The 16,763-nt window shown below is 74.3% G+C and carries 13 protein-coding genes; 10 read left to right on the top strand and 3 right to left on the bottom strand.

Annotated elements, in window-relative coordinates:
• Nucleotides 1–15: 15 nt before the first annotated feature.
• Nucleotides 16–1,677: a M4 family metallopeptidase gene (locus ACZ466_RS18860; RefSeq protein WP_378283328.1), complete on the bottom strand. Its 1,662-nt coding sequence runs from the start codon at nucleotides 1,675–1,677 to the stop codon at nucleotides 16–18.
• Between the two features lie 457 nt (nucleotides 1,678–2,134).
• The gene (locus tag ACZ466_RS18855; RefSeq protein ID WP_378283329.1) at nucleotides 2,135–3,169 is read right to left on the bottom strand and encodes an alpha/beta hydrolase; all 1,035 of its coding nucleotides are present in this window, start codon (nucleotides 3,167–3,169) and stop codon (nucleotides 2,135–2,137) included.
• Nucleotides 3,170–3,428: 259 nt separating this feature from the next.
• Here ACZ466_RS18855 and ACZ466_RS18850 point away from each other — a divergent pair, with 259 nt between their 5' ends.
• The 7 genes from ACZ466_RS18850 (at nucleotide 3,429) to ACZ466_RS18820 (ending at nucleotide 13,522) form a co-directional block, all read left to right on the top strand.
• A complete protein-coding gene (locus ACZ466_RS18850) occupies nucleotides 3,429–3,848 on the top strand; it encodes a T3SS (YopN, CesT) and YbjN peptide-binding chaperone 1 (protein ID WP_378283330.1) in 420 nt (139 codons plus the stop codon).
• 130 nt (nucleotides 3,849–3,978) lie between these two features.
• A complete protein-coding gene (locus ACZ466_RS18845) occupies nucleotides 3,979–4,749 on the top strand; it encodes an isocitrate lyase/PEP mutase family protein (protein WP_378283331.1) in 771 nt (256 codons plus the stop codon).
• Between the two features lie 140 nt (nucleotides 4,750–4,889).
• Nucleotides 4,890–7,883, top strand: coding sequence for a LuxR C-terminal-related transcriptional regulator (locus tag ACZ466_RS18840; protein WP_464043890.1), 2,994 nt, complete (start codon nucleotides 4,890–4,892; stop codon nucleotides 7,881–7,883).
• Nucleotides 7,884–8,042: 159 nt separating this feature from the next.
• The gene (locus ACZ466_RS18835; RefSeq protein ID WP_378283333.1) at nucleotides 8,043–8,510 is read left to right on the top strand and encodes a hypothetical protein; all 468 of its coding nucleotides are present in this window, start codon (nucleotides 8,043–8,045) and stop codon (nucleotides 8,508–8,510) included.
• A gap of 116 nt (nucleotides 8,511–8,626) precedes the next feature.
• Nucleotides 8,627–11,296: a DUF4132 domain-containing protein gene (locus tag ACZ466_RS18830; RefSeq protein ID WP_378283334.1), complete on the top strand. Its 2,670-nt coding sequence runs from the start codon at nucleotides 8,627–8,629 to the stop codon at nucleotides 11,294–11,296.
• 84 nt (nucleotides 11,297–11,380) lie between these two features.
• The gene (locus tag ACZ466_RS18825; RefSeq protein WP_378283335.1) at nucleotides 11,381–12,631 is read left to right on the top strand and encodes a preprotein translocase subunit SecY; all 1,251 of its coding nucleotides are present in this window, start codon (nucleotides 11,381–11,383) and stop codon (nucleotides 12,629–12,631) included.
• Nucleotides 12,632–12,709: 78 nt separating this feature from the next.
• Nucleotides 12,710–13,522, top strand: a complete 813-nt coding sequence (locus tag ACZ466_RS18820; RefSeq protein WP_378283336.1) for an FHA domain-containing protein — start codon at nucleotides 12,710–12,712, stop codon at nucleotides 13,520–13,522.
• On the opposite strand, the gene ACZ466_RS18815 is transcribed toward ACZ466_RS18820, so the two are convergent.
• The gene (locus ACZ466_RS18815; RefSeq protein ID WP_378283337.1) at nucleotides 13,449–14,105 is read right to left on the bottom strand and encodes a DUF805 domain-containing protein; all 657 of its coding nucleotides are present in this window, start codon (nucleotides 14,103–14,105) and stop codon (nucleotides 13,449–13,451) included. The genes ACZ466_RS18820 and ACZ466_RS18815 overlap by 74 nt on opposite strands.
• Before the next feature lie 184 nt (nucleotides 14,106–14,289).
• Here ACZ466_RS18815 and ACZ466_RS18810 point away from each other — a divergent pair, with 184 nt between their 5' ends.
• Genes ACZ466_RS18810 through ACZ466_RS18800 form a run of 3 tightly spaced genes read left to right on the top strand, consistent with a single transcriptional unit; the run spans nucleotide 14,290 to nucleotide 16,735 of the window.
• Complete coding sequence (locus tag ACZ466_RS18810) at nucleotides 14,290–15,135, top strand: ABC transporter ATP-binding protein (RefSeq protein WP_378283338.1); 846 nt, start codon at nucleotides 14,290–14,292, stop codon at nucleotides 15,133–15,135.
• The gene (locus tag ACZ466_RS18805) at nucleotides 15,132–15,896 is read left to right on the top strand and encodes an ABC transporter permease (RefSeq protein WP_378283339.1); all 765 of its coding nucleotides are present in this window, start codon (nucleotides 15,132–15,134) and stop codon (nucleotides 15,894–15,896) included. The genes ACZ466_RS18810 and ACZ466_RS18805 overlap by 4 nt, the downstream gene beginning before the upstream one ends.
• A complete protein-coding gene (locus ACZ466_RS18800) occupies nucleotides 15,893–16,735 on the top strand; it encodes an ABC transporter permease (RefSeq protein ID WP_378283340.1) in 843 nt (280 codons plus the stop codon). The genes ACZ466_RS18805 and ACZ466_RS18800 overlap by 4 nt, the downstream gene beginning before the upstream one ends.
• The last annotated feature ends 28 nt before the right edge of the window (nucleotides 16,736–16,763 follow it).

Here is a 16,763-nt window from a genome sequence, read left to right as displayed (position 1 = left end):
GGCCGCGTCCGAGGGTCAGCCCGTGCAGGTCGTGGGCTCACCGCTCGCGGCCGGGACGCTGACAGCGGTCCAGGCGTCCCGGGTCCTGGTGAAGTCGGTGCAGGTGGCCTTGCCGACCTGGACGAGGTTCAGCACGGCCTGCAGGGAGGCGCGGCGGGCGGTGCCGTGGGTCCAGGTGGTGGTCTTCAGGTTGAGGGTCTCCATGAAGATCCGTCCGGCCTTCTGCACGCCGACTCCGGTGACGGTCGACCCGTTGCAGGTGGGGCTGTTGGGCCGCCCGTTGGCGGCGTCGTTCGCGTTCGAGCCCTCGGCCAGCAGGTAGAACCAATGATTTTGGACGCCGGCCGCCGCGTGCACCTCCATGCCGGGCACGGCGGAGGTGTAGCAGTTGGGGTTGTTGCGGATCGCCGAGGGGTTGTACATGTTGCGGATGGGCCCGCTGCCGGACAGGTCGACCTCTTCGCCGACGAGGTAGTCCGGCGGGTCGTAGTTGAGCAGCGCGGTCGTCCCGGAGATCTGCTCGGTGACGCGCGGTTCCCGCAGGTACCACTCGGTGAGGGCGCCGAAGATGTCGCCGGTGGACTCGTTCAGCCCGCCCTTCTCGTTGGAGCCGCCCGAGCCGCCGGGGGTGGTCTGGAAGATGCCGTGGCCGAGCTCGTGCGCGACCACGTCGGTGGGGGTGGCCTGGCGGGTGCCAGCGCTGTTGCGGCCGAAGTTGGCGTAGCTGCCGTTCCAGTAGGCGTTGGCCTGGTTGAGGCCGACGCGCATGGGCCAGCCGCGGCCGCTGCCGTTGAGGCCGTTGCGTTCGAGCCAGGTCCGGACCATGTCGGACTCGGCGGCGGCGGCGCGCATCGCGTCCACGCAGGCGGTCTCCAGGCTGGTGCCGGTGGCGTTGCCCCAGAGGTCGTCGGCGCCGGAGTAGACGGTGCCGGACTGGTTGGCGCAGCTGATCCCGGGCCGGTTGGGGTCGCGCATGCTGTACGTGCCGCCGGACGCGGTGGTGTCGATGTGCGTGGGCTGCTGCCGGCCGCCGTGGTAGAAGCCCTGGTCGTCGTCGGCGTCCTGGACCTCGTCCCACTGCTGGACGACGGCGCCGTCGCGGGCGTCGACGAGGACGTGCAGGCGGCTGGGGCGGCCGCCGGGGCCGTTGCCGTCGACGACCGTCTCGTACACCAGGCGGCCGCCGCCCGCGGCCTCGGCGAGGACGGTCAGGACCGGCGCGGAGGCGCGGCCCGGCCGGGAGATCCGGCCGCGCGAGATCGAGGCCGCCTTGGCGGCGCTCAGCTCCGGCTCGGTGGACAGCGACAGCGGGGCGCCCTGGTCGACGGAGGTGCTGAGGACGTTCCCGGCGGCGTCGGTCGCCACGACGAAGTCGCCGCCGCGGACGGGGAGGCCGGCGTGGGTGCGTTCGTAGGCGACGTACTGGAGCCCGCCGGATCCGGACGTGACGCCCAGGCGGACGATCCGGTCCTTGGGCGAGGCGTGGATCCGGGCGGCGCCGGAGGACACGGCGCGGTCGGCGGCGGCGGTGGCCGCGGCGCGGTCGATCTTGTACGAGGGGGACGGGGACGGCGGCGCGTCGGAACGGCCGCCGGCCGCCCCGTTCGCGGGGCCGGCCATCGACATGGCGAGGCCGGCGGAGAGCGCCGCGGCCGCGAGCGCGGTTCGGGGTCTCACTGGGGGGTGCTCCTTACCGAGGGCCGGAGGGCGCGGACGTCCCGTGAAGGTCCTTGTGGGAGGGCTCCGCGGGGGTTCGGGTCCGTCCGGCGACGACTGGGGAGGGACCCCGCTCAGGGTCGGCACGGACGCGGTCAGGGGGGAGGGCGCCGCGTCCGCGAGCTCCCGTGGCGGGGCACGGGACGCTTGGCGCGGGCTCCGGAACCCGCGCCGAACGACAGGGGGACGATCAGCTCATGTGAATGAGTTGTCCAGAAGTGCACCCCGATGCGGATGAAGTGTCAATGAATCCACCTCAGACCGAAAATTCAATATTTGCCAATGGCGCTGTGGAATCCCTGAAACATCCTTTTGAGCAGTGCGAACGCCGGTCGCGGCCGGGGCCTGTGACGGCCCGGCCGCGACCGGCGCGGGGGAGGTGCGGAGGAGGTGCGGGGGCGGCGCTCGGGCCGCCGGGTCAGGAGGCGGGGGCGATGCGTTCGCAGAGCCAGGCGAGGGCGAGCGGGTAGCGGTACTCGATCCCGCCGTGCGCGGCGTCGAAGAGCTCGAAGTAGACGACGTCCTCGTCCACCCCGTTGTCGAGCAGGGCCTGCCGGAACGCCTGGGCGCCGACGTCGAGGTGCCACTCGTCGCGGGTGCCGCCGTCGATCCAGATGGCCCGCTGCGAGCGCATCGCCTCGGCGTAGCGCGGCACCATCCGGACCGGGTCGAGGTCGAGCCAGCGCTGCCAGACCTCCGGCCGCAGCACCCCCGTGACCGGGTCGAACGGCAGCTCGGGCGTGCCGTCGTCGCGGGCGGAGTAGGCGGCGGTGTAGCCGATGATCTCCAGCAGCTTGGCGTCCTCCGGCCGGGTGAAGGCGACGCGGGAGGTGAAGTCGTCCCACCAGCGCGTCAGGTCGTGGTCGTAGGCGCGCAGGTGGCGGACCACGTCGGGGAAGTCGACCTGGTAGCAGTACTCGAAGAGGGCGTCGCCCGCGTGGGTGGCGAGGGCGCCGAACACGTCGGGCCGCAGCATCGGCGTGATCATCGCGCCGTAGCCGCCGGACGACTTGCCGGTGATGGCGCGGTGGGCGGGCTCGGGCAGCGTCCGGTAGTGGGCGTCGACCCACGCGACGACCTCGTCGCACAGGTAGGTGTGGTAGCGGCCGGTGCCGGGGGAGTCGAGGTACTGGCTGCCGCCGTAGGACGTCCAGGCGTCCACGTACACCACGATCGCGGGCGGGGTGCCGCCGCCGGCGAAGACCTCGTCGGCCAGCTCGGGGTAGGGGCGGCGGAACGCCGTGCGGTTGCGCCACATCGTGACGTGCCCGGTGAACCCCTGGATCACGTACACGGCGGGGTAGCGGCGGGCGGGGTCGTCGTCGTAGCCCGGCGGCACGTACACCCACAGCGGCCGCTCGTGCGGGTCCTTCAGCGGGTTGCCGCGCAGGGCCTCGCTGGTGACCGTGTGCTCCTCGACGCGTCCGGCGAGTTCGGCGGACCAGGGCAGCATGAAGACTCCTTCGTCATCGTCCGTCCTACTTCGCCGACGCTAACCCACGATGTCCAGTGACGTTCCCTTATGCGTCTCCGGGGCCTTCTGTCGAATTCGCCGGGCATTTATGGTGATACGTGAGGGCGGCGTGTCGGTCGATTCAACGCTAAGTCGTGGTTGAGCGGGGTCTGCTACCCTCTCCGGTTCGGCGCCGCGGCCATTTCGGTCATCGGCGCCTGCTGAAAAGGATGAGACCGATCCGGAAGAAAGGCCGCCCATGAGCCGAGAGACCACCGTCGCCTACGTCGACAAGATCCTCGCCGCCTACCTGGAGACCGACAGCCTCGTCAAGGACGAGGAGGGCGACGTCCCGGTCCGCCGGGGCAGCGCCCTGTACTACGTGCGCGTGGGCCACCGCGAGCCGTACCGCGTCGAGGTCGTCTCCTCGGTGCTGAGCGACGTCGAGGAGAGCTACGAGCTGCTGAAGGCGCTCAACGAGATCAACTCCGGCATCTACGGCATCCAGGCCTACCACCGCAAGGGCCGGGTGATCTTCGCCACCGACCTGCTGGCCGACACCCTCCAGGCCGAGGAGCTGGAGCGCGCCTGCGCGCTGATCAGCGGCTGCGCCGACAAGTACGACGACGAGCTGCAGGCCAGGTTCGGCGGCCGGAAGACCTTCGAGGACGAGGGCTGACACCCGCCGCGTGACACGTCTCTTCCCCCGGCGCGGGGCCGATGTCACAAAGGACCTCGCCGAGAGGTCTTCATCGTGACAGGACCGTCGCCCTGAACGGGGGGCGTCACCGTACAAGGGGGAAGAGACCGTGACCGAACGCAACGAGAAGGCCGCCCGGCTGCGCGAGCTGCACCGCCCCGGCGAGCCGCTGATCCTGCCGAACGTCTGGGACGCGGGCAGCGCCGGCGTCGTCGAGGAGCTCGGCTACCCGGCGATCGCCACCGCCAGCGCCGCCATCGCCGCGATGCTCGGCTACCCCGACCACGAGGGCGCCCCCGCGGACGAGATGTTCGCCGCCGCGGGGCGGGTGATCCGCGCCGTCACGGTGCCGGTCACCGTCGACGCCGAGGCCGGGTACGGGCTCCCGCCCGCCGAGCTGGTCGAGCGGCTGGCCGACATCGGCGCGGCCGGCTGCAACCTGGAGGACACCGACCACCGGACGGGCTCCCTGGTGGAGGTCTCCGCGCAGGCCGACCGCATCGCCGCGGTCCGGGCCGCCGCCGACGCCGCGGGCGTGGACCTGGTCATCAACGCCCGCGCCGACACCTTCATCGGCAAGGCGCCCGACCCCGTCCCGGCCGCGATCGAGCGGGGCCGCCGCTACCTGGAGGCGGGCGCCGACTGCGTCTACCCGATCATGGTGGCGTTGGCGGACGACATCGCCGCCCTGGTCGAGGGCATCCCGGGGCCGATCAACGCCAACCAGCTCCCGGGGATGGACCTCGCCCGGCTGGCCGAGCTGGGCGTCGCCCGCGTGTCGTACGGCCCCATGCCCTACCTCATGGGGCTGGACACGCTGAAGGGAATGGCCGGGCGGCTCCTGGACGGCGGGGACCCCTACGACACCTCCGGAAAATGATCGCCCGGTGAGCGTTCGCCGGGCGTTTTTAGCATCCGGCATCAAGCGTCCGGCACCTGTCCACGGGGGCGCGCTCGGGAACTAGGCACGGCGAAAACGCCGTGTGAAAATCCGAGCGAGTGGCAGGAAGGACCCCGCTGATGCCGCCTGACGACCCAGCGTTGGTGGAACGTGACGCCGACCTGGCGGCGCTGGTGGCGGCCCTGGCCCGCCCGCCCGCCCTCGTGGTGGTGGAGGGCGAGCCGGGCGCGGGGAAGACCCGCCTGGTCCGCGAGGCCCTCGCGGACCGGGCGCTGGCCGGGCGGCAGCGGCTGGCCGGGCATGCCGGGCCCGCGCCGGCCTCCTGCCCGCTGGCGCCGGTGATCGAGGCGCTCGCCGCCGCGCGCCCGCCGCCCGCGGGGCGGCTCGGCGCGCTCACCGGGGTGCTGCGCCCGCTGCTGCCCGACCTGGCCGCCGCGCTGCCGCCCGAGCCGCCGCCGCTGGAGGACCCGCAGCTGGCCCGGCACCGGCTGGTGCGGGCCGTCGCGGAGCTGCTGGCCGGGCTCGGGCCCGCCCTGCTGGTGCTGGACGACCTGCGGCGGGCCGACGAAGGGACGGTGGAGCTGCTCCGGATGATCGAGGCCAGGCCGCCGCCGGAGCTGTCGGTCGTCATCACCTGCCGGTCCGCGGCGGAGCTGCCGGTGCCGGGGCTGGGGCCGGGGGCCGTCCGGGTGCGGCCGTCGCCGCTGTCGCCCGCGGGCGCCGGGCGGTTGGCCGGGAGCGTCCTCGGTGAGCCCGGCACCGCGGTGCCGCGCGCGCTCGCCGTCCTGCTGCACGAGCGCAGCGGCGGTGTGCCGTCCGTGGTGTGCGAGGACGCGGAGCTGCTGCGGCGCCGCGGCCTGCTCCGTCCGGTGGACGGCGAATGGACCCTCGCCTCGGCCGAGCCTGCCGCCCTTGGGTCGCCGGCGCTGGAGACGCACGCGCCGGACGCGCTCGCGGTGGTGCCGCCCGCGGCGGGTGCCGAGATCGTCGAACGGGCCCGCGGGCTGGGGGCGGTCGGGGTCGCCGCCCTGGAGGCGGCGGCCGTCCTGGCCGGGGCGGCCGAGCCCGAGCTGGTGGCCCGGGTCGCCGGGATGGACGCCGAGCGGGCCTGCGCCGCCCTCGGCGACGCGGCGCGCCGCGGGCTGCTGCGCGACCACGGCCCGGACGCCGCGACCGTGCGGTTCCGGCACGAACTGGCGCGGCTGGCCGTCTACCAGGCGATCCCCGGCTACCGGCGGCGCAGGCTGCACGCCGTCGCGGCGCGGGAGCTGCTGCGCACCCGGCGCGGCGCCCTGGCGGTGCCGGCGGCCGAGCACCACAAGCGCGCCGGGGACGTCCGGGCCTGGGTGGAGAGCGCCGAGGCCGTCGCCGAGCTCGCCGCCGCCGACGGCGCGTTCGAGGCCGCGCACGCCTGCCTGCGCGAGGTCCTCCAGTCGGACGCGGTCGCCGCGGACCGGCGGGCCGGGCTGGCCGTCAAGCTGGGCTGGGCGGCCGCGGGCGGCGTGGACCGGAGCGGGACGACCGCGAGCCTGCTGGGCGCGGTGCGCGAACGCGGCAGCGGGTCCGCGGCGCAGCGGGCCGAGCTGCTCCTGCTGCACGCCTGGTCGTCGGTGGAGTCGGCGGTGCCGAGGCGGGAGACCGAGAGCGTGGTGGCCGGGCTGCGCGCCGCGCTCGGCGACTTCACCGGGCGGCCGGACCTGCGCGCGATCGCGCTGGCCGTCCTGGCGCTGCCGGACCGGCCGCCGGGCCGCGACCTGCCCGCGCGGACCGCGGACCTGAGCGAGGCCAGGGCGGCGCTCGCCGAGACCGCCGATCCGATGGCGCACGCGGTCGTCCAGATCACCACCGCGCGGCTGCTGCTCACCCTCGGCAGCCCCGCCGCCGGGCACGCGATCGCGGCGCTGCCCGCCCGCGGCGACCGCCCGGAGGTGAACCGGCAGCTCATCCGGGGCCTGCTCGACCTGGCCGAGGCCGCGGTGCACCTGGGCCAGCACGCGCGCGGGCTGGAGCTGGCGGAGCGGGGACGGCGCCTGGCGGCCGAGGTCCGGTCGCGCACCTACGAGCGCTCGCTGCTGGCCGTCACGCTGCGGGCCCGCTGGACGACCGGCGACCTCGGCGCCGAGGAGCAGGCCGGTCTGGCCGACGGGGAGCCGCCCGTCCGCGGCACCCTGCACCCGCCGTACCACCTGCACCCGCGCCTGCTGGCGGCCCGGATCGCCGCGGGCCAGGGGCGCCTGGACGCCGCGCGCCGCACGTTCCGGGCCGTCGCCGAGGACGCGTGCCGGGACGGCGAACTGGCGCTCGCCGCGGACGCCGCCGCCGAGTTCAACCGGGTCGCGCTGACCGGGGCCCACCGCCGGGACGGGCACGAGCTGGCCGTCCAGGTGCTGAACGAGCTGGCCCGCGGGCGGCTGTGGATCTGGGCCGCGCCGCTGCTGCCGTTCGCCCCCGTCGACCTGGTGCGCGCGGTGCTGCCCCGGTACCGGGGCGCGCTGGCGGGCCGGGACGCGCCGCTGGCCCGTGCCGCGCTCGGGTTCGCCGAGGCGCGGGCGCACGAGCGGCACGGCGACCCGGGCCGCGCCGCGGCGGGTTACCGCCGGGCCCGCCACTGGTACGCGGCGCTGCCGGACCCGCGGATGGCGGCGCACGCGGGCGCGGCCGAGGTGCGCGCGCAGATCGCGGCGGGGCAGGCGCCGGACGCCGAGGTGCTGCGGCAGGCGTGGAGCACGTTCACCGGCCTCGGCGCGGTCTGGGACGCCAACCGGTTGAAGCAGCTGATGCGGGCGGCCGGGCTGCCGGTGCCGCACCGGCGCGGCCGTCCCGGGTACGGCAACGAGCTCTCGCCCCGGGAGCGGGAGGTCGTCGGCCTGGCGGCCTCGGGCCACACGAACCGGGACATCGCCGCGGACCTGTGCCTGTCGGACCGCACGGTCAAGTTCCACCTGGCCAACGCCATGCGCAAGCTCGAGGTGAGCAGCCGGCGCCAGCTGCGCGACGTCCTGGAGGACGCGCCGCGCGACGGGGCCCGCCGGGACGAGGTGCGCCGCGACGACGTGCGGCGGGACCACGTCTGCCGGTGCGCGAGCTGCGGTCGCCGACTAAACCCGTCCTGATCGGACGGGTTTTCCCCCGTGAACTCCAACGATTATGAGAGAGATTCACGTTCGGCGAGAACCGGTACCGGCCCCCACTCCGCTCCCCGGCCGGTACGGGCCCGGTCGCGCCGGGCGGCGGCGGAAGGACCGCCGCGCGAGTCGAGGAGGAGGACCCCCATGAGACCCGCCAGCTACCTCGTCGGCCTCTCCGTCATCGCCGCCGCCGGCCTGATGTCGGCCCCCGCGCACGCGGCCGCCCCCGGGCTGGTCGACGGCACGGTCAGCGCCGCCGGCGCCACCTGCTCGTGGACCAACGCGACCACCAGCAACACGCCGCCGAACACCCTCACGATCAACCACACCACGATCAGCCCCACCTGCAGCGGCGGCGTGACCGTCACCCTCAGCAGCTCGCCCACGGTCACCTTCAACGACAACCCGCCGGGCACCGCCTCGGCCGCGCAGATCGACGTCACCGCCAACCTGGGCATCACCTGCGGCTACCGGGTCACCAACGTGACGGTCAACCGGCAGGGCACCACGCGCACCTACACCGGCGGCCCGTACACCGCCACCAAGACCTCGGGCAGCTTCCTGTGCCCGGGCAGCGCGACCGTGGACTCCGCCACCTTCACCTTCCACTGATCCAGGCCACGGATCACCTTCCCTGAAGGCGTCGTGCGGGGCTCTGCTCCCAGGAGCCCCGCGCGACGCCGCTGGCGCGCGCGGTCTGTCGGTGGGCTGCCCTACCGTGAGGGCGCATGAGTGATCACGGTTCCCCGTTCCACGATGAGGACGTTCTGGCCACCCCCAAGTCATGGCCGGCGGCGCTCATCCCCCGGCGCGGGGGCCGGATCTCGGTGCCCGAGGCCGTTCCGGACGGGGAGGCGATCGCCGGGCTCCGCGAGAGCCTGGAGGCGGTGCGGCCGCTGGTCCGGGAGGTGCTGGAGCGCCCGTCCCGCGATCAGGACGCCGCGGAGGCGGGCCTGGCCTACCTGCGCGGTGACGCGACCCCGCTGGGGGCGGCGGTGGTCGCCTCGGTGGAGGCGATGGAGCGCGGGCAGTCGCGGTTCACCACCGACGCCGCCTGGGCCGACCTTCTGGCCGCCGACCACGGCCTGGCCTTCGCCGCCTGCGCGTTCGCCGAGATCGACGGGATCTGGATCGAGGGTGACGGGCCCTCCGCGTTGAAGGAGCAACCCCATCATGTGGGGGGCTGCGCCTGGCGTACGGTCGCGTACTGGGCGGCGAGTCCCGCGGGCAGGCGGATGCGGGCGCTGCTCGCGGCGTCCGGCGACGGCGCGTACGCCGAGGCCGCGCGGGCGCTGGAGGGGCACCGCCGCGAACCGCTCCAACGGGTGGTCGTGTCGTTCCTGGTGCCGACGCGCACCGACTGGGTGGACGAGTGCTGCGCGGAGCCGCCCGAGCGCGAGACGTACTACACCTCGCACGGCGCAACGCTGCTGTGGCACTCGCTGAGCACCGCCGGGCAGGTCGAGGCGCTGGGTGACTGGGCGGTGCTGGAGCAGAGCGAATGCACCCCCGAGCTGGTGTTCACCCTGGTGGACGGGCTGGGTGAGGCGGCGGCCCCGGTCCTGGCGCGTTCCCTCGACGGCGACGCCGAGCCCAAGGGCCGGAAACTCGTCCTGGACGCGCTGTCGCGGCTGCCGGGCGACGAGGCGTTCCGGCTGATGGGCGGATGCCTCGACAAGGTGAACGGGCTCCCCGCGATGGAGGCGATGATCGAACGGTTCCCGGCGCGGGCCCTGCGGGTCCTGCCGGAGCTGAGCACGGGCACCTCCAAGCGGGCCGTGATGGCGGCGGGGCTGCTGCGGGCGCATCTGGCGGCACGGCCCGGCCTCGCCGCGCAGATGATCCCGAAGCTGGAGGGGGACGCCCGGGCGGCGATCGAGGCCGTCCGGGCGGCGGTCGTGCCCGAGGCGCCCGAGGACCGGGTGCCCAAGGCCCTGCGGACCGGCGGGAAGAAGGGGGCGCCGGACTGGGCGCGCCCGGAGGCGATGCCGCAGGTCCTGCTGCGCGGCCGGGAGCACGCCTTGCCCGTGGCGGCGACCGGCCACCTGATCGAGGCGTTGAGCAAGGCGAGCCCGGGGCGCGCGCCGACTAAGGGCGTCCGGGAAGCGTTCGACGCGCTCGACCCCGGATCGCTCGCCGAGTTCGGCTGGAACCTGTACGAACGCTGGCGCGTGTCGGGCGAGTCCACCCGGATCGCCTGGGCGCAGGCACAACTGAGCTGGACCGGCGACGACGAGACCGCGCGGCGCCTGGGCGGCCTGGCGCGCTCCTGGCCCGGCCAGAACGGGATCCAGCTGCCGCTGAAGGCGCTCGACGTGCTGGCCGCGATCGGCACGGACGTGGCGGTGATGCAGCTGCACATGGTCTCCGAGAAGGCCCGTCCCAAGCGGCTCAAGAAGAAGGCGGGTCAGCTCCTGGTCCGGGTGGCCGACGACCGCGGGCTGACGATGGAGCAGCTCGGCGACCGGATCGTCCCGGACTTCGGGTTGGACGCCGACGGCGGCATGACGCTCGACTACGGGCCCCGGCGGTTCACGGTGGGCTTCGACGAGCAGCTGAAACCGGTGGTGTTCGACGGCAGGGGCACGCTCCGCAAGACGCTGCCCAAGCCGGGCGCCAAGGACGACCCGGAGGCGGCGCCCGCCGCGCACCGCGCGTTCACCGGGTTGAAGAAGGACGTGCGCATGGTCGCCGCCGACCAGATCCGCCGGCTGGAGCGGGCCATGGCCGAGCAGCGGCGGTGGACGGTCGAGGACTTCCGGCGGCTGTTCGTGGGGCACCCGCTGCTGTGGCACATCGTCCGGCGCCTCGTCTGGCTGCACGACGACGGCGGAGCGGGCGACGGCATGGCGTTCCGCGTCGCCGAGGACCGCTCGTTCGCCGACGTGGACGACAAGGCGGTGGCGTTGCCCGAGACCGGTGAGGTGCGGATCGCCCACCCGGTGCATCTGGGGGCGAGCGTGGCGGCCTGGGCGGAGGTCCTCGCCGACTACGAGGTCGTCCAGCCGTTCCCGCAGCTCGGCAGGCCCGTCGACGCGTTCACCGAGGAGGAGCGTGCGGGCAACCGGCTGAGCCGGGTCGCGGACGTGGAGGTCGGCGTCGGCAGGGTCCTGGGGCTGGAACGCCATGGCTGGGAGCGCGGCACGCCGCAGGACGCGGGAATCCAGCACTGCATGACCTGGGAGGTGGCGGGCCGCACGGTCGTGCTGGACGTGAGCCCCGGCTTCCCGGTCATGTCGCCGGGCGAATGGGCGGAGCAGACGCTCGGGAACGTCTGGATCGGCGAGTCCGAGGCGGCCCACGGCCACGAGACGAAGGCGACGTTCGGCGAGCTGGACGACGTCACCGCCTCCGAGCTGCTGCTGACGCTGCGCACGCTCGCCGATTCCGCGCTCTGACCCGCCGACCCGCTGTCGGATTCGTCATCCGGTGTTCACGGGGGCGGCCCACATGTTTAAAAGACAGGGCTGTACAGTCGATCCGTGAGCGGCTTCCTGCGCACCCCCGGCCTTCCCGCGAAACTGCCGCTCACGGTCCTGGCCGTGGTGCTCTTCCGGATCGGGCAGGCCCTTCCGGCCCCGGGCGTGGACGTCGCCGCGCTCCGCGACTCCGCCGGCGCGGCCGTGCGGGACGACCCGCTGTACGCCCTGGCCGGCCTGTTCACCGGCGGCGGCCTGTTCCGGCTGTCGGTCTTCGGGCTCGGCGTGCTCCCGTACGTCGCCGCGCTCTTCGTCGTCCAGTTGCTGGTCCTGACCGTCCCGCGGATGAAGGCGCTCGCCGCGGAGGGCCCGGCCGGAGCCGCCAGGATCGAACGGCACACCGGCCTCGCCACCGTCGCCATGGGCGCCCTGATGGGCACCGCCGTGGCGGTCGCGGCGGTGCACGGGCATCTCCCGGGCGGGGGCGGGCCGGCGGGCGAGGGCCTCCCCGCCGTCCTGTCGATCGCCGCCTGCATGACCGCTGGAGCGGCGGTCACCGCCTGGCTGATCCGGCTGATCACCTCGCGCGGGCTCGGCGAGGGCCTCGCGGTCCTGTTCCTCGCGCAGCTCGCCGCCGTCTTCCCCGGCCTCCTCTGGGACGTGCGCGAGAGCGAGGGCGGCGGGGCGTTCGCCGCGGTGACGGCCGCCGTCCTGCTCTCGGGACTGCTCGTCGTGCCCGCCGTGCTCGTCCTCGACAGGGCCGAACGGCGGGTGCCGGTCCAGTTCGCGCGGCGGATGGTGGGAGTCCGCCCGCCGCCGCCCCCGGGCACGACCACCCACGTCTCGCTGCGCCTCAGCCACGCCGGGCTGCTTCCGGTGTTCACGGCGCTGGCGATGCTGCACCTGCCCGCGCTCGCCGCCCGGCTGTGGCCCGGCGGCGGGCGGCCGGACGGACTCTGGACGCTGCCCGACCAGGGCAGCCCCTGGTTCCTGCTCGCACTGTTCGCGCTGGTCGCCGTCCTGACCGTGATGAACTCGGCGGTGGCCGCGGACGTCGTCGGCGTCACCGACCGGCTGAAGCGGGACGGCGCGTTCGTCCCGGGCATCCGCCCCGGCCGCCCGACCGCCGAATACCTCGGCTACGTGCAGGGGCGCCTCGCCGCCGTGACCCCGCTCGCCCTCGGGGCCGTCGCCGTGCTGCCGTCGGCCGCGCTCGTCCTCGTCGGCGCCGGTGAACTGCTGCCGGTCACCGGCACGTGCGTCCTCCTTCTGGTCAGCGCCGCGCTGACCACACGCCGCACCGTCTCCTTCTAGAGCGCACGGTCTCCTTGGCTGGGACGGGTCCCAGGGGGTGCGTGGCATCCTGCGGGCCAGCTTGCTCTGGAGGTCGACATGAGTGATGGACAGGGGAATCCGCGCGATCGGAGGTTCCGCGCGGGACATCCGAGCCTGGCCCTCGGCGTGCCGCCGTCCACCCCCGGCACGATCTACGCCCTGACGGCCAGCGGCGGCATCGCGGTCCGGCCGCGGGACGGCCGCACCCTCGTCTTCGGGCGCAACCTCCCGGACGTGCACGTCTGCCTCGGGGAGAACGATCGCCGGGTCAGCCGCCGGCACGGTCTGCTGAGCCGCCGCGACGACCGGTGGTGGGTCCGGACGACGGGGCGGCTGCCGCTCCGGTTCCCCGACTCGCGGCTGCTGTTCGCCGACGACGACCCCGTTCCGCTCACCGAGGGGTACACGCCGCTGTTCGTCCGCGGGTCGAGCCATCGGGAGCACCTGCTGGAGCTGTACGTGGCGGGGCCGGGACCGGAGCCGGAGGGGCGGCGGCCGACGGCCCGGCACGGCCAGGCCACCCGGCCGCCCCAGAGTTGGCGGCTCACGGACGACGAGCGGCTCGTCCTCGTCGTCCTGGCGCGGCGGCACCTGCTGCACGAGCCACACCCGCGGCCGCCGACGTGGAAGGAGGCGTGCGAGATCCTCGACGGCCTGCAGCCCGGCGCCGGCTGGACGGCCAAGAAGGTCGCTCACCGGGTCGCGGCGGTCCGCGCCCGGCTGTCGGAGGGCGGTGTTCCCGGGCTCACCCGGGAGGAGGTCGGCGAGCCCGTGGGCAACGCGCTCAACCAGAACCTCATCCTCGAGTTGGTGGCGAGCTCGACTCTCGTTCCCCCGGATCTCCTTCTTCTCGGCGTCCCCGCGCCTTGACCGCCTCGTAGAGGTCGTCGGCGCCGGGCCCGTCGAGGACTTCGTAGAGGCGCAGGCGGAAGGCGCGGTCGCCGAGGACCGCGCGCTGGTCGGCCAGGAGGGTCAGGTCTTCCCCGACGTCCTGACCGGCCTCGCCGCCGTACACCACGGCCAGCGCGGTGTGACCGGCGGCCACGAGGATGTGGCCCTGCTTGGTGTACTCCCACGCGAGCCTGCGGCAGCCCTCGGCCACCGGGGCGGGCTCGCTCGGCGGGCCGAACCTGTTGGGTCCGGGGGTGCCGTGGCCGCAGCAGAGGATGAGCAGCGCGATGACCCCGTACGGGATGAGCAGCAGGAGCAGCCAGGCCGCGCTGCGGTCGGTGTCGTGGAGTCTGCGCGCGCCGATGGCGAGGGTGGCCGGGATGAAGGGCACGGCCCAGACCAGGAGCACGAACGGGTTCTCCAGCGCGGCGGCGATCGCGAGGCACGCGAAGTAGAAGAGCGCGGAGGCGAGGAGGAACCACCAGAACTCGGACCGTGAGGCGCGGCCCCACCAGTCGAACGTCTGCAGGAACCCGCGCCTGACCGCCGTGTGCATCTGCATCGTGGCCCTCCGTCACATCGTGGCAGTGGCACGGTAGGCGGGTTCGCCGGGGACCCCTCCCGGATGCGGGCGGTGAGCGGAAAGTAACCCCACTAAACAGGTAATTCACATGTCCGTAACCCCCGGCCCCGGCTTTGGATCCAAGCTTGGATCCAAAAGTTGGGCGGCCCAGGAGGGAGCGCGCATGGGCGCAGAGGCGGCGACGGGGATCCGGATCGACGGCCTCACCAAGGACTTCCGCGTCGGGCGCCGGGAGGTGAACGCCCTGGCCGGGGTGGACATCCACTCCCGGGAAGGGGAGTTCGTCTCCCTGCTGGGCCCGTCCGGATGCGGCAAGAGCACCATCCTGCGCATCCTCGCCGGGCTGGAGACGCAGACCTCCGGCTCCGCGCTCGTGCACGGCGAGACCCCCGCCGGCATGCGCAGGCACCACCACCTGGGGATCGCCTTCCAGGACAGCGCCCTGCTGCCGTGGCGGTCGGTCCGCACCAACATCCGGCTGCCGCTGGAGATCGCCGGGCGCGGCGGCGAGACCGGGCCGATCCAGGACCTCATCGACCTGGTCGGCCTGAACGGCTTCGAGGACGCCCGCCCCGGCCAGCTCTCGGGCGGCATGCGGCAGCGCGTCGCGATCGCCCGCGCGCTCGTCGTCGAACCGCGGATCCTGCTGCTGGACGAGCCGTTCGGCGCGCTCGACGACATGACCCGCCGGCACCTCAACACCGAACTGCTGCGCATCTGGACCGAGCGCCCGGCCACCACCCTCATGGTCACGCACGGCATCGCCGAGGCGGTCTTCCTGTCCGACACGGTCGTGGTGATGAGCGCCCGGCCGGGACGGGTGGAGGAGGTCGTCCCGATCGACCTGCCCCGGCCGCGCACGCCGGAGCTGATGCGCTCGGCCGAGTTCCACGCGTACGTGGACCGGCTCTCGGCGATCCTGTTCGGCTCCGCCCGCGACCGTGACGAGGCCGCCGGGGAACCGGCGCCTGGAACGATCGAACGGGAGCGGCAGGGGGTGGCGCGGTGAGCCGCACCCTGCTCCTGCGCGCGGGCGGGACGGGCGCCGTCCTGCTGGCCTGGCAGCTGCTCGGCATGACCGGTGTCCTGGGCCCCGCGATCGCGCCGCCCGCGCAGATCGTCGCGGGCGTCCTGGACGACGGGACCGCGTTCTACGGCAGCCACGTCCCGGTGACGCTGGCGACGGCGGCCGCGGGCTACGTCTGGGGCAACCTGATCGCCATCGCCTGCGCGTCGCTGGTGCTGGTGGTGCCGTGGCTGGAACGGCTGGTGCTGCAGGTCGGCATCGCCTCCGCCTGCGTCCCGCTGATCGCGATCGCGCCGATCCTGGCGGCCTGCTTCAACGGCCCGATGACCTCGGCGATCATGGCCGCGGTCTCGGTGTTCTTCACCACGCTGGTCAGCGCCGTGGGCGGGTTGCGCCGCGCCGACCCGGGCTGCCGCGACATCGTCCGCGCCTACGGCGGCGGCCGGTTCCTGGAACTGCGCAAGGTGCGGCTGCTGGCCGCGCTGCCCGACATCCTCACCGCCCTCAAGATCGCCGTTCCGGCGGCGATGCTGGGCGCGGTCATCGGGGAGTTCATGGGCCAGGAGCGCGGGCTGGGCTCGGCGCTGGTGGCCGCGCAGCAGGCCAGCGACGTGGTCCGGACCTGGGGCGTCACGCTGGTGTCGAGCCTGATCGCGGGCGTGGCCTTCCTCGCCGTGGGCGCGGTCGAGCGGGTGGCCGTCCCGTGGGCGGGCGGCGGCTCGGACGAGGGCGGTGCCGCATGACCGCCACCGAGACTCCTCGTGCGGGCGCACGCGAAAGGACCGCGGCGCTGCCCGGCGTCCTGCTGGCCGGGGCGGCGCGCGGCGCGCTCACCACCCTCGCGACGGTGCTGGCCATCGTCGTGGTCTGGACGGTGTTCCTGCGCCTCGTCAACGTCAGCCCGCTGGTCGCCAAGACGCCCCTGGACGTGTGGGACCACCTGGTCGCGGGCCCGGACGCGGCGGCCAACCGGTCCGCGCTGTGGCCGCTGCTCGTCCGCACGCTCGCCGACGCGGGCCTCGGGTTCGCGCTCGGGCTGATCCCGGCCGCGGCCATGTCCGTGCTGTTCTACTTCTCGCCTGCCGCCGAGCAGGCGTTCCTGCCCACGGTCACCGCGTTCCGCGCCGTCCCGATGGTCACCGTCGCGCCGACGCTGGCGCTGGTGTTCGGGCGCGGCGCCGCCGGGACGGCCGTCATCGGCATCGCGATCGTGTTCGTCCCCGCGCTGCTGACCATGCTGCGCGGCATCCGCTCCGCGCCCCGCGCCGACCTGGAGGTGTGCCGGGCGTTCGGCGGCTCCCGCTGGACGGCGTTCGTCAAGGTGGCGCTGCCGCACGCGGTGCCGACCTGGTTCACCGCGGCGCGCATCACCGTCACCACCTCCATCGTCGGGGCGCTGCTGGCCGAGTGGCTGGCCTCCGGGGCGGGCCTGGGCGGGCAGATGATGCGCGACGCCAACGAGTTCGAGTTCGCCCGCCTCTGGGCCTCGGTGGTGGTGCTGACCACCGTGTGCGTGGCGGTCTACCAGTTCCTCGCCCTCCTCGAAGCGCTGGTCCGCGCGCGGATGGGCGCGTCCCGATGATCCACGAAGACCCCTGGGAGCGTGACCG

The sequence above is a fragment of the Actinomadura rugatobispora genome (assembly GCF_055379765.1).
Note: the sequence above shows the minus strand (reverse complement) of the source record. Positions and strands in the feature narration are given on the sequence as shown.

Coding starts and splice junctions, on each gene's coding strand:
- ACZ466_RS18855 (WP_378283329.1), bottom strand. CDS start 3,169: ATGCTGCCCTGGTCCGCCGAACTCGCCGGACGCGTCGAGGAGCACACG.
- ACZ466_RS18850 (WP_378283330.1), top strand. CDS start 3,429: ATGAGCCGAGAGACCACCGTCGCCTACGTCGACAAGATCCTCGCCGCC.
- ACZ466_RS18840 (WP_464043890.1), top strand. CDS start 4,890: ATGCCGCCTGACGACCCAGCGTTGGTGGAACGTGACGCCGACCTGGCG.
- ACZ466_RS18835 (WP_378283333.1), top strand. CDS start 8,043: ATGAGACCCGCCAGCTACCTCGTCGGCCTCTCCGTCATCGCCGCCGCC.
- ACZ466_RS18830 (WP_378283334.1), top strand. CDS start 8,627: ATGAGTGATCACGGTTCCCCGTTCCACGATGAGGACGTTCTGGCCACC.
- ACZ466_RS18820 (WP_378283336.1), top strand. CDS start 12,710: ATGAGTGATGGACAGGGGAATCCGCGCGATCGGAGGTTCCGCGCGGGA.
- ACZ466_RS18815 (WP_378283337.1), bottom strand. CDS start 14,105: ATGCAGATGCACACGGCGGTCAGGCGCGGGTTCCTGCAGACGTTCGAC.
- ACZ466_RS18810 (WP_378283338.1), top strand. CDS start 14,290: ATGGGCGCAGAGGCGGCGACGGGGATCCGGATCGACGGCCTCACCAAG.
- ACZ466_RS18800 (WP_378283340.1), top strand. CDS start 15,893: ATGACCGCCACCGAGACTCCTCGTGCGGGCGCACGCGAAAGGACCGCG.